The organism is Bradyrhizobium tropiciagri (assembly GCF_001189845.1).
Taxonomy (GTDB): domain Bacteria; phylum Pseudomonadota; class Alphaproteobacteria; order Rhizobiales; family Xanthobacteraceae; genus Bradyrhizobium; species Bradyrhizobium tropiciagri.
Map to the genome: position 1 here is coordinate 74372 of NZ_LFLZ01000022.1, position 12762 is coordinate 87133.

General features: G+C 64.9%; 11 protein-coding genes and 1 pseudogene. 4 read left to right on the top strand and 8 right to left on the bottom strand.

Going from position 1 to position 12762, the window contains the following annotated elements:
- Positions 1–74: 74 nt before the first annotated feature.
- Genes AKN84_RS19100 through AKN84_RS19110 form a run of 3 tightly spaced genes read left to right on the top strand, consistent with a single transcriptional unit; the run spans position 75 to position 4980 of the window.
- Positions 75–671 carry a hypothetical protein gene (locus tag AKN84_RS19100; RefSeq protein ID WP_050422208.1) on the top strand — a complete coding sequence of 199 codons (597 nt, stop codon included), beginning with the start codon at positions 75–77 and terminating at the stop codon, positions 669–671.
- Positions 668–1864, top strand: a complete 1197-nt coding sequence (locus AKN84_RS19105; protein ID WP_244485274.1) for an efflux RND transporter periplasmic adaptor subunit — start codon at positions 668–670, stop codon at positions 1862–1864. The genes AKN84_RS19100 and AKN84_RS19105 overlap by 4 nt, the downstream gene beginning before the upstream one ends.
- The gene (locus tag AKN84_RS19110; protein WP_050422209.1) at positions 1861–4980 is read left to right on the top strand and encodes an efflux RND transporter permease subunit; all 3120 of its coding nucleotides are present in this window, start codon (positions 1861–1863) and stop codon (positions 4978–4980) included. The genes AKN84_RS19105 and AKN84_RS19110 overlap by 4 nt, the downstream gene beginning before the upstream one ends.
- 19 nt (positions 4981–4999) lie before the next feature.
- Here the strand turns inward: AKN84_RS19110 and AKN84_RS19115 are convergent, their stop codons facing one another.
- The 8 genes and pseudogenes from AKN84_RS19115 to coxB form a co-directional block, all read right to left on the bottom strand.
- Positions 5000–5761, bottom strand: a complete 762-nt coding sequence (locus AKN84_RS19115) for an SURF1 family protein (protein ID WP_050422210.1) — start codon at positions 5759–5761, stop codon at positions 5000–5002.
- On the bottom strand, positions 5758–6144 hold the full coding sequence (locus AKN84_RS19120) for a DUF983 domain-containing protein (RefSeq protein ID WP_050422211.1): 387 nt from the start codon (positions 6142–6144) through the stop codon (positions 5758–5760). Before AKN84_RS19120 ends, AKN84_RS19115 begins: the two co-directional genes overlap by 4 nt.
- A gap of 65 nt (positions 6145–6209) precedes the next feature.
- Positions 6210–7106 carry a cytochrome c oxidase subunit 3 gene (locus AKN84_RS19125; protein WP_050422212.1) on the bottom strand — a complete coding sequence of 299 codons (897 nt, stop codon included), beginning with the start codon at positions 7104–7106 and terminating at the stop codon, positions 6210–6212.
- Positions 7107–7213: 107 nt separating this feature from the next.
- Positions 7214–7843: a cytochrome c oxidase assembly protein gene (locus AKN84_RS19130; protein WP_050422246.1), complete on the bottom strand. Its 630-nt coding sequence runs from the start codon at positions 7841–7843 to the stop codon at positions 7214–7216.
- A gap of 5 nt (positions 7844–7848) precedes the next feature.
- Complete coding sequence (locus AKN84_RS19135; RefSeq protein ID WP_050422213.1) at positions 7849–8013, bottom strand: hypothetical protein; 165 nt, start codon at positions 8011–8013, stop codon at positions 7849–7851.
- 38 nt (positions 8014–8051) lie between these two features.
- Positions 8052–8990 carry a heme o synthase gene (locus AKN84_RS19140; protein ID WP_050422214.1) on the bottom strand — a complete coding sequence of 313 codons (939 nt, stop codon included), beginning with the start codon at positions 8988–8990 and terminating at the stop codon, positions 8052–8054.
- Between the two features lie 65 nt (positions 8991–9055).
- Positions 9056–10672 carry a cytochrome c oxidase subunit I gene (gene ctaD, locus AKN84_RS19145; protein ID WP_050422215.1) on the bottom strand — a complete coding sequence of 539 codons (1617 nt, stop codon included), beginning with the start codon at positions 10670–10672 and terminating at the stop codon, positions 9056–9058.
- Between the two features lie 82 nt (positions 10673–10754).
- Positions 10755–11593, bottom strand: a pseudogene (coxB, locus tag AKN84_RS19150) (cytochrome c oxidase subunit II).
- 614 nt (positions 11594–12207) lie between these two features.
- Between coxB and AKN84_RS19155 the strand changes: the two are divergent.
- On the top strand, positions 12208–12705 hold the full coding sequence (locus AKN84_RS19155) for an invasion associated locus B family protein (RefSeq protein WP_050422247.1): 498 nt from the start codon (positions 12208–12210) through the stop codon (positions 12703–12705).
- Positions 12706–12762: the final 57 nt, after the last annotated feature.

Sequence of the window (12762 nt, forward strand, 5' to 3'; positions counted from 1 at the left end):
ATCATGCACGATATGAATTAGCGGATAAAGACAATTCATTTGAATAATATCGGGCCGGGGCCCAGCTTCCGGCCATGCCCGAGAACCCGCACAGCGCCATCGCAACCCGGCCCCATCGTGCCAACGCACGCGTACTGGTCGGTGTCCTGGTCGCCCCCGATGCCGCGGCCATAGCCGTGCCGGAGACCTTCGCGCGTTGGCAACGGCTCACGCCGCTTGCGACATGGCTGCCGATTGCGCTGCGCGAGACCAGCTATGCCGGCATCCTGAGCGGCGTTGCGGCGGCGCTCGATCGCGTCGATGTCCCCCCGCGGCAGTTGATCCTGCTGGGCGAAGGATCCATCGCGCGGCGCATGCTCGAACTGACGCTAAAGGGCGAGCTGCCCAGCGGCGGCATTGTCGCAATCGACGTCGCCTCCGAAGCACTGCCGTTTCCCGTGGTGCCGACGGTAACCGCAATCCGCCTCGTCATTCATCACAACGACGAAGCGCCGCAAGGCAGCCTGATCGGTGCGCTGCGCGCCGCCGATCTCGACGCACGGATCATCAATCTCGACCTGACCGCCGGCCACGGAACGCAAGCGGCCGCGGCGAGCGCAACTGAAACCTTTGTCCTCGAGCTGGTTGCAACGATCGGCCGCCGGACCACCGATGGAGCTGGTAACCCATGACATCGAAGACCCTCAAGATGGCGGGCGCGTGCCTGGTGGCCGCCGCAGTCAGCGTCGGCCTCTATGCCGTGGATCGGCCGGACCGCGCAGCCGACGAGGCTCCGGCAGCGGCCCAGTCGAAGACGGTTACGCCTGCCGTTCCGGTGACGGCGACGAAAGTCCTGCAGCATGATGTGCCGATCGTGCTCGAGGGCCTCGGCACGGTGACGCCGATCAATACGGCGACCATCCGCACCCAGGTGCAAGGCACGCTCGACAGCGTCGATTTTGTCGAGGGCAAGCGGGTGAAGCGCGGCGATGTGCTCGCCAGGATCGACCCGCGGGTCTACGAGGCCCAGGTCGACCAGGCGGAGGCCGCGCTGGCGCGCGACGAGGCGAGCCTGAAGAACGCCCGGACCAATTTGGCGCGAACCCAGCCGCTCGCCAATCGCGGCTTTGCCACCCAGCAATTGCTCGATACCCAGGATTCGCAGGTCGCGCAGGGCGAAGGCACCGTCGCGCTCGACAAGGCCGCGCTGGAGGCCGCACAGACCCAGCTGAGCTACGCCACGATATCAGCGCCGTTCGACGGCGTCACCGGCATCCGCCGCATCGATCCCGGCAACGTCGTACACCCGACCGACACCAATGGGCTCGTGGTCCTCACCCAGTTGCAGCCGATAGCGGTGATCTTCACGCTGCCGTCGGGCGAGATCCCGGGCGTGCAGCAGGCACTGGCATCCGGAGACGCGTCGGTCGACGTCTATGATGCACAGAACAAGCACAAGCTCGACCATGGCAGCCTGATGCTGGTCAACAACCAGGTCGACAGCTCGACCGGTACGGTGCAGCTGAAGGCATCCTTTCCCAATGCCGGCAACACGCTGTGGCCCGGCACTTTCGTCAACGTCCATCTGACGATCGCGGTTCGTCACGACGCGCTCACCGTGCCGCTGACGGCGGTGCGCCAGGGTCCTGACGGTGCCTTCGCCTACACGGTCGGCCCGAACAACGTGGCCAGCATCCGCAATGTCACGACCGGGCAATCGCGCGACGGGCAGGTCCTGATCGAGCAGGGCCTCAAAGCCGGCGAGACCGTCGTCACCGCGGGCCAGTACCGGCTCAATCCGGGAACCACGGTCGAGATCGTGCCCGACGACAAGAAAGACCAGGTCCAGGACGCAACCACCGCAAGCGCAGGAATGCTGCCATGAATGTCTCCGCAGGTTTCATCCGCAAGCCCGTCGCCACCGCCTTCCTGGCGATTGCCATCGTGCTGGTCGGCATGATCGCCTTCGTGCGGCTGCCGGTCTCGGCGCTGCCGACGGTGGATACCCCGACCATCCAGGTCACCGCGCAACTGCCCGGCGCCGACCCGCAGACCATGGCCTCCTCGGTCGCGACCCCGCTGGAGCGGCAATTCGGCCAGATCGCCGGCCTGACCGGCATGAGCTCGAGCAGCGGGCTCGGCAATACCCAGATCACGCTGCAATTCGCATTGAACCGCAGCGTCGATGCGGCCGCACAGGACGTGCAGACCGCAATCGATGCGGCATCAGGGCAATTGCCCAAGACGATGCCGTCGCCGCCGACCTTCCACAAGGTCAATCCGGCCGACGTGCCGGTGCTGCTGATCGCACTGACGTCGGACACCGAGCCGCTGACCAAGGTCGACGACTATGCCGACAGCATCCTGGCGCAGAAATTGTCGCAGGTGCCGGGCGTCTCGCTCGTCACGATCGGCGGCACGCAGAAGCCGTCGATCCGGGTGCAGGTCAATCCCGCCAAGCTCGCCGCCGCGGGGCTCGATCTCGAGCAGTTGCGCACCACGCTCGGCAACATCACAGTGAACCAGCCCAAGGGCGTGCTCTACGGCAGCCAGCAGGCCTATACGCTTGCCACCAACGACCAGGTGCTCGTCGCAAACAAGTATGACGATCTGATCATCGCCTATCGCAACGGTGCGCCTGTGCGCCTGCGAGACATCGGGCATGCCGTGGTGGCGGCCGAGGACGTCACGCTGCACGGCTGGTACAACGACAAGCCCGCCGTCATCCTCGCGATCCAGCGCCAGCCCGGCGCCAACGTGATCAGCACGGTCGACGGCATCAAGAAGCTGCTGCCGCAGCTGGTGTCGAGCCTGCCGTCCGACATAAAGGTGACGATCGCCTCGGACCGTACGCAGACCATCCGCGCCAGCGTCGCCGACGTTCAGCTCACCCTGGTGCTGACCATCGCGCTGGTGGTCGGCGTGATCTTCCTGTTCCTGCGCAACCTGTGGGCGACCATCATCCCCGCGGTCTCGGTCCCGATCTCGCTGATCGGCACCTTCGGCGTGATGTATCTGCTCAACTACAGCCTCGACAATCTGTCGCTGATGGGCCTGTCGATCGCGGTCGGCTTCGTCGTCGACGACGCCATCGTGATGATCGAGAACATCTCGCGGCACATCGAGGAAGGCCTCTCTCCAATGCAGGCCGCCCTGAAGGGCGCCGGCGAGATCGGCTTCACGATCATATCGATCTCGGTCTCGCTGATCGCGGTGTTCATTCCACTGCTGCTGATGGGCGGTGTAATCGGCCGCATGTTCCAGGAATTCGCCGTCACTGTGTGCGTTGCCATCGTGGTGTCGGTGATCGTCTCGGTGACGCTGACGCCGATGATGTGCGCCTATCTGCTGTCGCCGCACCAGGGCGCCGAGGCCGGGATCATCTCGCGCATGCTCGAGCGCGGCTTCGTCGCGATCCAGACCGCCTATGAGGCCGTGCTGGCCGCGGCGCTGCGCTACAAGGCGACGACCCTGTCGATCATGCTGGCAAGCATTGCGGTGACCGGCCTGCTGTTCGTGGGCATCCCCAAGGGCTTCTTCCCGCAGCAGGACACCGGCATGATCACCGGCATCACGGAAGCCTCGGCCGACGTCTCGCCGTCGCAGATGGCGACGCTGCAACGCAGCGTCATCGACGTCATTTCCAAAAACCCCTCGGTCGCCAACGCGACCGGCTATATCGGACCAGGCGGCCCGACCGTGACCGAGAACAACGGCCGCCTGTTCGTGCTGTTGAAGCCGCGAGCCGAGCGCAACGCGTCGGCCGATCAGGTGATCCGGCAACTCGACACCGCGCTGCAGAAGATCAAGGGGATGTCGGTGTTCATGCAGGCGACGCAGGACATCAATCTCGCCAGCCGTCTGTCCAAGACGCAGTACCAGTTCACCCTCACCGACGTGAACCAGGACGAGCTCAATCTGTGGGCCGGCAAGCTGTATCAGAAGCTGAAGACGCTGCCCGAACTGGCCGACGTCGCGACCGACCAGGCCAACGCCGCGCGTCAGCTCAAGCTGCAGATCGACCGCGACGCGGCCTCCCGCCTCGGCATCGATCCGGCCGCGGTCGACAATACGCTCTATGATTCCTTCGGCCAGCGTCACGTTGCCCAGCTGTTCACGACGCTCAACACCTACTACGTGATCCTGGAGGTCGATCCGTCGTTCCAGCTCGGCCCCTACGCGCTCAACCGCATCTATGTCCGCTCGTCCGCGGGGACGATGGTGCCCTTGAGCCAGATCGCGAGCATCGACTACGGCACCGCGCCGCTCTCCGTGAATCACCAAAGCCAGTTTCCGTCGGTGACCCTGAGCTTCAACCTGGCGCCGGGCACGGCGGTGGGGACGGCGGTCGCGGCCGTGCAGAAGGCGACCGCCGACCTGCACGTGCCGTCGACCGTGGTCACCAGCTTCCAGGGCAATGCGCAGGCGTTCCAGGCGGCGCTCGCGTCGACGCCGATCCTGATCCTCGCCGCCGTGGTCGCCGTCTATCTGATCCTCGGCATGCTCTATGAAAGCACGATCCATCCGATCACGATCCTCTCGACCTTGCCGTCCGCCGGGCTCGGCGCGCTGGTCGCGCTGTGGGCCTTCGGGTTCGGGCTCGACGTGATCGGGCTGATCGGAATCATCCTGCTGATCGGCATCGTGCAGAAGAACGGCATCATGCTGATCGACTTCGCGCTGCAGGCCGAGCGCCACCAGCATGTCTCCGCCGAACAGTCGGTCTACATGGCCTGCCGGGCCCGATTCCGGCCGATCCTGATGACGACGATGTGCGCCATGCTCGGCGGCGTTCCGCTGATGATCGGCACCGGCACCGGATCGGAGCTGCGTCAGCCGCTCGGCTTCGCCATCGTCGGCGGACTGATCGTCTCGCAGCTGATGACGCTGTTCACGACGCCGGTCGTCTACATCTATCTCGACAGGCTGAGCCGGTCGTTAGCCAACCTGCGTAGAGGTACGCGGAAGGCCGCGCCGCACGAGCCTGAGGCGGCCTTGTGACCTGTGCCCAGAGCTCGTCTCAACCCGCGCGGCGGCGCTGGCCGCGCCACCACAGGCCGAAGGCGATGGTGACCGCGGCGGCGAGCGAGAACCAGGTGATGGCGTACTGCATGTGGTCGTCCTTGAGACGCACCTTGAGCGGCCCGGGCTTCGGCGTGCCGCTGTCGGGCACCGGCGCCTCGAGGTCGATATAGAACGGCGCGACCTCACCCCAACCGAGCGCCTGTGCCATCGCACGATGATCGCGCACGAACCACAGCCGCTTCGCCGGATCTTCCTTCGGCGTCAGCCGGCCCGGCGGCTCGGGAAAGCGGATATAGCCGGTGAGCTCCACCGGCGTGCCGGTGACGAGGCGCCCGGTGACGCGATCCTCGAAGGCGCGGTCCTGCATCGTGTTCTGCACAAACCCGGTGTTGATCACCACGGTCTCGCCGCTGGCGAGCTTGGCCGGCAGGAACGCCCAGGTGCCGGGTCCCGAAACGTCGTCGCGCACCGCGGAGCCGGAGCTGAACACCATCGCGTCGGGCTGCTTCGCGTAGGTCGCGGTCAAAGTGACACGGCGGAATTCATCCTTCGCGGAGGTCACCGTGGGCCATGCCGATGGCGGCGGCAGCGCCGAGGTCGGGGCGGCCAGCCGGGCGTCGAGGGCCGCGATCAGCGCGTGCTTCTCGACCCGGCGCTGCAATTGCCAGACGCCGAGGGCGATGAACACCGCGATCAGGATCAGCGTGAAAATGCCGAAGCCGGCCGCGCTCGGCCGACGCGTCTCACTGTCATTCATTTCGGGTCGCGCTCGATCAGTTGGCCTTCGGCGGCCTTGTGGTGGAATTGCAGCGCGATCAGCAGCGCCTTCATCGAGCGCAGCGGCAGGATGGTGGTGATCACGATCAACGGCAGCCACAGCGCGGCGTGTACCCAGAACGGCGGCTGGTACTTCACCTCGACGATCAGCGCCGCCGCGACCACGATGGCGCCGGCCAGCATGATGATGAAGATCGCCGGCCCGTCGCCGGCATCGATGAAGGCGTAGTCGAGGCCGCAGGACTCGCAGCGCGGCGCCAGGGTCAGGAAGCCGGAATAGAGCTTGCCCTTGCCGCAGCGCGGGCAGCGGCAGGCGATGCCGCGGATCGCGCTTTCGGTCACGGTGGGCGGAGTATCGGTCATCGGTTCTCTTCAAAAGCAAAGGGGCGGCCATCTGGCCGCCCCTTGTTAGCACGTCGGCCTGCGCTTTAGTGGGCGCCGTGGGCCATGGACTCGGCGCCGTGGCCCCAGACGTAGATGCAGATGAACAGGAACAGCCACACCACGTCGACGAAGTGCCAGTACCAGGCGGCGAACTCGAAGCCGAGGTGCTGCTTCGGCGTGAAGTGGCCGGCATAGGCGCGGATCAGGCAGACCAGCAGGAAGATGGTGCCGACCAGCACGTGGAAGCCGTGGAACCCGGTCGCCATGAAGAAGGTCGCGCCATAAACGTTGCCGCCGAACGAGAACGTTGCATGGGCGTACTCATAGGCCTGCACGCAGGTGAACAGGGCGCCGAGGATCACGGTGAGGATCAGGCCCTGCTTGAGGCCCTGGCGATCGTTCTCCAGCAGCGCATGGTGCGCCCAGGTGACGGTGGTGCCCGAGGTCAGCAGCAGCAGCGTGTTGAGCAGCGGCAGATGCCAGGGGTCGAAGGTCTCGATGCCGTGCGGCGGCCAGGTGCCGGGCACCGAGCAGGCGCCCATCGCCGTGCCGGCGCCGCAGCCGAACACCGCGTCGCGGGTGGCGTGCACCGCGTCGGCCGGGAACAGCGCCGAGTTGAAAAAGGCCCAGAACCAGGCGACGAAGAACATCACCTCGGAGGCGATGAACAGGATCATGCCGTAGCGGTGGCTGATCTGCACCACGCGGGTGTGGTCGCCCTTGTACTGGGCTTCCTTGATCACGTCGCCCCACCAGCTCGCCATGGTGTAGAGCACGCCGATGGTGCCGATGCCGAACACGATCGGCGCGGCGGAATACATGTGGTGCATCCAGCCGATCGCGCCGAACGCCATGATGAAGGCCGAGATCGAGCCGACCACCGGCCACGGGCTCGGGTCGACGAGATGATAGTCGTGATGCTTGACTTGCGCCTCAGCCATTGCCGTCTCTCCATTCGCGTGCCGCAAGGCACGTCTTAATCTTAAAATTCCAGTCTCTTCAGCATGATCTTCTCGGAAAACCGGTCCCCACTTTTCCGGATCATGCTCTAGCCGCCCTTGCGCTGCTCCGCCTCGCCGGCCGCCACGGGCTTCGGCGTAGCGTCGCGCACGGGGAAGAAGGTGTAGGACAAAGTGATCGTCTTCAGCGTGTCGTTCTCGCTGTCCTTGGCCAGCGCCGGATCGACATAGAACACCACGGCCATCTCGCGCTTCTCGCCCGGCGCCATGGTCTGTTCGGTGAAGCAGAAGCAGTTGATCTTCTGGAAATAGGCGCCCACCGTCAGCGGCGCCACGTTGTAGGCGGCCTGGCCGGTCGTGGTGCGCGCCGACTGGTTGGTCACGGTGTAATAGACCGTGACGACCTGGCCGATCTTGACGTCGATCGTGTTCTGCTCGGCCTCGAACTTCCAGGGCAGGCCCGGCGCGACGTTGGAATCGAAGCTGACCGAAATGGTGCGCTCGAGCGGCGCATCCGTCGGCACCGCGGTCGCGACCTGGGTGGTTCCGTTGAAGCCGGTGGTGCGGCAGAACCAGTTGTAGAACGGCACGGCCGCGTAGGACGCGCCGACCATCAGCACCACCACGAAACCGCAGATCGAGGCGACCAGCGCGTCGCGCGTCAGCATGCGGCGCGTGACCTTGGCGCCTTCACCCTGTTGCGGTCCCTGGTTCGCCATCTCGCTCACAGCGGCCGCACCAGCACGGCTGGCCCCTTGACGAGGGTGACGGCGAAGAACAGCACCACCATGACGCCGAGCGCGAGCGCAATCGCGATCGAACGGTGGCGGCGGCTCTTGAGCTGCGCCTCGGTGAGGACGATGCCTTCTGGTTCGTTCTTGTCGTCCATTGCTATCCCGTGCGCCCCCATCTCGCCCCCCGGCGTCCCTATCCGATGATGATGGGCAGGATCGCGCGGACCACGACCTCAACGAGGAGGACGGCGAACAGCGCGAACAGATAAAGGATCGAGAAAGCGAACAGCCGGCGCGTGGCGCGGTTGGCCGCAACACCTTCGCGGCGGCGATAGACCTCGATGGCGAGCCACAGCATGCCGGCGCCTGCTACCAGCGAGGTGACGCCGTAGATCGCGTCGAAATAGCCGAGCGGCCAGGGCGCCAGCGCAACTGCGACCAGCACGATGGTGTAGAGCAGGATCTGCAGCCGGGTCGCGTCGGGGCCGGCGACCACCGGCAGCATCGGAATGCCGGCCCGGGCATAGTCGTCGCTGCGGAACAGCGCCAGCGCCCAGAAGTGCGGCGGGGTCCAGAAGAAGATGATCAGGAACAGCAGGATCGGCTCGACCGAGAGCGAGCCGGTCGCGGCGGCCCACGCCACCACCGGCGGCAGCGCGCCGGCGGCGCCGCCGATGACGATGTTCTGCGCGGTCCAGCGCTTCAGCAGCATCGTGTAGATCACGGCATAGAAGAAGATGGTGAAGGCAAGCAGCGCGCCCGCCACCCAGTTGACCAGGATGCCGAGCGTCATCACCGAGAAGAAGGCGAGCGTCAGGCCGAACGCGTACGCCTCGGCCGGGGTGATCCGGCCGCGCGGGATCGGCCGGTTGGCGGTGCGCGTCATCAGCGCGTCGACATCAGCCTCATAGGCCATGTTGAGCGCACCGGAAGCGCCGGCGCCGACCGCGATGCACAGGATCGAGGTGAACGCCAGCACCGGATGCACATGCACCGGGGCGATCATCAGCCCGACCAGCGCGGTGAAGATCACCAGCGACATCACGCGCGGCTTCAAGAGCGCGATGTAGTCGCCCACTTCGGCCTCGGAGATCCGGGGCAGCTCGATGGCGTTGTGATCGACAACCGACAAGATCAGGTCTCACTTCTCTTAAGTAAAGGCGCGGCGCACCCAAGGTGCGCCGCGTTGTCTTGGACTTACTGCACGCGGGGCAGCACTTCGAACTGGTGGAACGGCGGCGGCGAGGTCAGCGTCCACTCCAGCGTGGTCGCACCCGCACCCCACGGATTGTTCGCGGCCTGCTCCTTGCGGACGAAGGCATCGATCACGCCGTAGATGAAGATCAGCACGCCGACGCCGGAGATGTAGGAGCCCCAGGAGGAGATCAGGTTCCAGCCGGCGAACGCATCCGGATAGTCGACATAGCGGCGCGGCATGCCCGACAGGCCGAGGAAGTGCTGCGGGAAGAACACCAGATTGACGCCGACGAAGGTGAACCAGAAGTGCGCCTTGGCGATCTTCTCCGAGTACATGTAGCCGAACATCTTCGGGAACCAGTAGTACCAGCCGGCGAAGATACCGAACACGGCGCCGAGCGACAGCACGTAGTGGAAGTGCGCCACCACGTAGTAGGTGTCCTGCAGCACGCGGTCGACGCCGGCATTGGCCAGCACGACGCCGGTGACGCCGCCGACGGTGAACAGGAAGATGAAGCCGATCGCCCAGATCATCGGCGCCTTGAACTCGATCGAGCCGCCCCACATCGTGGCGATCCAGGAGAAGATCTTCACGCCGGTCGGCACCGCGATCACCATCGTGGCGGCGACGAAATAGGCCTGCGTCGCCGACGACATGCCGACGGTGTACATGTGGTGCGCCCACACCACGAAGCCGATGCCGCCGATCGCGACCATGGCGTAGGCCATGCCGAGATAGCCGAACACGGGCTTGCGCGAGAAGGTGGAGACGATCTGGCTGATCATGCCGAAGGCGGGCAGGATCAGGATGTACACTTCGGGGTGGCCGAAGAACCAGAACAGATGCTGGAACAGCACGGGGTCGCCGCCGCCGTCAGCCGCAAAGAATGTGGTGCCGAAATTGCGGTCGGTCAGCAGCATGGTGATCGCACCGGCGAGCACCGGCAGCGACAACAGCAGCAGGAACACCGTCACCAGGATCGACCACACGAACAGCGGCATCTTGTGCAGGGTCATGCCCGGCGCGCGCATGTTGAAGATGGTGGTGATGAAGTTGATGGCACCGAGGATCGACGACGCACCGGCGAGATGCAGCGATAGGATCGCGAAGTCGACAGCCGGACCCGGATGGCCCGAGGTCGACAGCGGCGCGTACATGGTCCAGCCGGCACCGACGCCGTTGGCGCCCGGCTCACCCTCGACGAAGGTCGACAGCACCAGCAGCGCGAACGAGGCCGGCAGCAGCCAGAACGAGATGTTGTTCATGCGCGGGAACGCCATGTCGGGCGCGCCGATCATCAGCGGCACCATCCAGTTGCCGAACCCGCCGATCATCGCCGGCATGACCATGAAGAAGATCATGATCAGACCGTGCGAGGTCACGAACACGTTATAGGTGTGCGTCTCGTGGAATATCTGGACGCCCGGGTACATCAACTCGGCACGGATCGCGATCGACATCGCAGCGCCGATGATGCCCGCGATCACCGCAAAGACCAGGTACATCGTACCGATGTCCTTGTGGTTCGTGGAGTAGAGATAACGCCGCCATCCGGTCGGATGGTGGGCGTGATCATCATGGGCGTGATCGTCGTGTGTCGCTGCGCCTGTCGCCATGTTCAAAATCCTGCCTTGCAGTCCCTCTCGGACCTTGCGGTCCCGTCGCCCTTATTCCATCCGCGCCGTAAGCCGTTTGGGCTTACTGCGCCGCCTGACCAGCCGAGGCGTAGGAATTCGCCGGGTTGGTCGCAAACTTCTTCTTCGCCCCTTCAACCCAGGTCGCGAATTCCTGGTCGCTGACGACCCGGACCGCGATCGGCATGAAGGCGTGGTCCTTGCCGCACAGTTCCGAGCACTGGCCGTAGAACACGCCGGTCTTGGTGGCCTTGAACCAGCTCTCGTTGAGGCGGCCGGGGACCGAATCGATCTTCACGCCGAAGGCCGGCACCGCGAAGGAGTGGATCACGTCGCGCCGGTGGTCTGGATCCGCACCACCTTGTTGACCGGGACCACCATCTCGTTGTCGACGCCGAGCAGACGGGGCTGCTTGTCCTTGTCGAGCAGCGAGTCGAACTCGAACTTGCCGTTATCCGGGTAGGCGTAGGACCAGTACCACTGCTTGCCGGTGACCTTCACGGTGAGATCCGGCTTCGGCACGTCGAGCTCCAGGAACAGCAGGCGGAACGACGGCACCGCGATGCCGACCAGAATCAGGACCGGGATCAGCGTCCAGGCCACTTCGATCAGCGTGTTGTGGGTGGTCTTGGAGGGGACCGGGTTGGCGCGGGCGTTGAACTTCACCACCACGATGACCAGCAGCGCCAGCACGAACAGGGTGATGACGGTGATCAGCACCAGCAGGAAATTGTGAAACCAGATGATGTTTTCCATCACCGGGGTCGCGGCTTCCTGCAGCGTGTGCTCCCACGGCGCCGGCTGCCCCATTTCGGCGAAGGCCGATCCCGCGGCGACAGACGCCACACCCGCTACCGCCAACCCCAGCAATTGCCTGCCCAACCGGCCAATCGACATCTTCATGCCGCTCGCGCTCCCTTGCATTATTCCCCAAAGCACCTCCGGCATGTGGCCGAAAATGCAGCACGATCCGCCCTGACAAACGGCCTTCCGGACATACCCGTCTCTGAGTCAAGGTGGGTACGGGAGCCAGATCGCTAGAACGCGTCGAAATCCAGCCTCTCAAACCATAATTCTCAGGCGCTCGCAATGCAGTAGTAGGGCCGAAAGCCATGCGCCTGCGATGAAGCTGCCGCTTGCGATTTTTCCCGCAAAATCAAGCGAAAGTCGCCGAAACAACGCCGCATGCAGTTGACAGGGGGATTACCGGATGTACCCACAGACGGGATAGCCCACAGGGACCTGATTCGCTGCGGGCTGCCCCAATCCGGCGCAGGAATGGCTTCAAGATCGCCTTCAAGGCGCCGTCATTGCGGTATCAGTCGACGGGCGAGCACGATCCGGAACAGGGACAGCCGGTTTCCGAAAAGATCATGCTCAAACAAAGAGATGAGATCACGATGCGATTTTTGAGGGCGCATCCTGATCGGGCGTGCTAGCGGCGGCCGGGCGGACGGCCGGTCCGACCGAACATCAAAGGATCGACCCGGATGGGCGCTTCGAACATTCGTTTGACGATGGCCTGCTGGCTCGGCGGCCTCGTGATTCTGGCCTCTTCTCTCGGCCTCACCCAGACAGCGAACGCGCAAGGCGCGGTGCGTTCGGTCCATGGCGACTGGCAGATCCGCTGCGACACCCCGCCCGGCGCCCAGGCCGAGCAATGCGCACTGATCCAGAGCGTGGTAGCCGAAGACCGCTCCAATGCCGGCCTGACCGTGATCGTGCTGAAGACCGCCGACCAGAAGAGCCGCCTGATGCGCGTGGTCGCCCCGCTCGGCGTGCTGCTGCCCTCCGGCCTCGGCCTGAAACTCGACAATCAGGACGTCGGCCGCGCCGGCTTTGTCAGATGCCTGCCCAATGGCTGCGTCGCCGAGGTCGTGATGGACGACAAGCTGCTCGGCCAGCTCAAGAACGCCAAGACCGCGACCTTCATCATCTTCGAGACCCCGGAAGAGGGCATCGGCTTTCCGCTCAGCCTGAACGGCCTGGCGGAGGGCTATGACAAATTGCCCTAGGTGAACTAGGGCAGCACCGGAAGTGCCGTAGTCCGGATGAAGCGCAGTGCAATCCGG

Coding starts and splice junctions, on each gene's coding strand:
- AKN84_RS19130 (WP_050422246.1), bottom strand. CDS start 7,843: ATGGCGAACCAGGGACCGCAACAGGGTGAAGGCGCCAAGGTCACGCGC.
- AKN84_RS19105 (WP_244485274.1), top strand. CDS start 668: ATGACATCGAAGACCCTCAAGATGGCGGGCGCGTGCCTGGTGGCCGCC.
- AKN84_RS19135 (WP_050422213.1), bottom strand. CDS start 8,013: ATGGACGACAAGAACGAACCAGAAGGCATCGTCCTCACCGAGGCGCAG.
- AKN84_RS19120 (WP_050422211.1), bottom strand. CDS start 6,144: ATGACCGATACTCCGCCCACCGTGACCGAAAGCGCGATCCGCGGCATC.
- ctaD (WP_050422215.1), bottom strand. CDS start 10,672: ATGGCGACAGGCGCAGCGACACACGACGATCACGCCCATGATGATCAC.
- AKN84_RS19100 (WP_050422208.1), top strand. CDS start 75: ATGCCCGAGAACCCGCACAGCGCCATCGCAACCCGGCCCCATCGTGCC.
- AKN84_RS19115 (WP_050422210.1), bottom strand. CDS start 5,761: ATGAATGACAGTGAGACGCGTCGGCCGAGCGCGGCCGGCTTCGGCATT.
- AKN84_RS19110 (WP_050422209.1), top strand. CDS start 1,861: ATGAATGTCTCCGCAGGTTTCATCCGCAAGCCCGTCGCCACCGCCTTC.
- AKN84_RS19155 (WP_050422247.1), top strand. CDS start 12,208: ATGGCCTGCTGGCTCGGCGGCCTCGTGATTCTGGCCTCTTCTCTCGGC.
- AKN84_RS19125 (WP_050422212.1), bottom strand. CDS start 7,106: ATGGCTGAGGCGCAAGTCAAGCATCACGACTATCATCTCGTCGACCCG.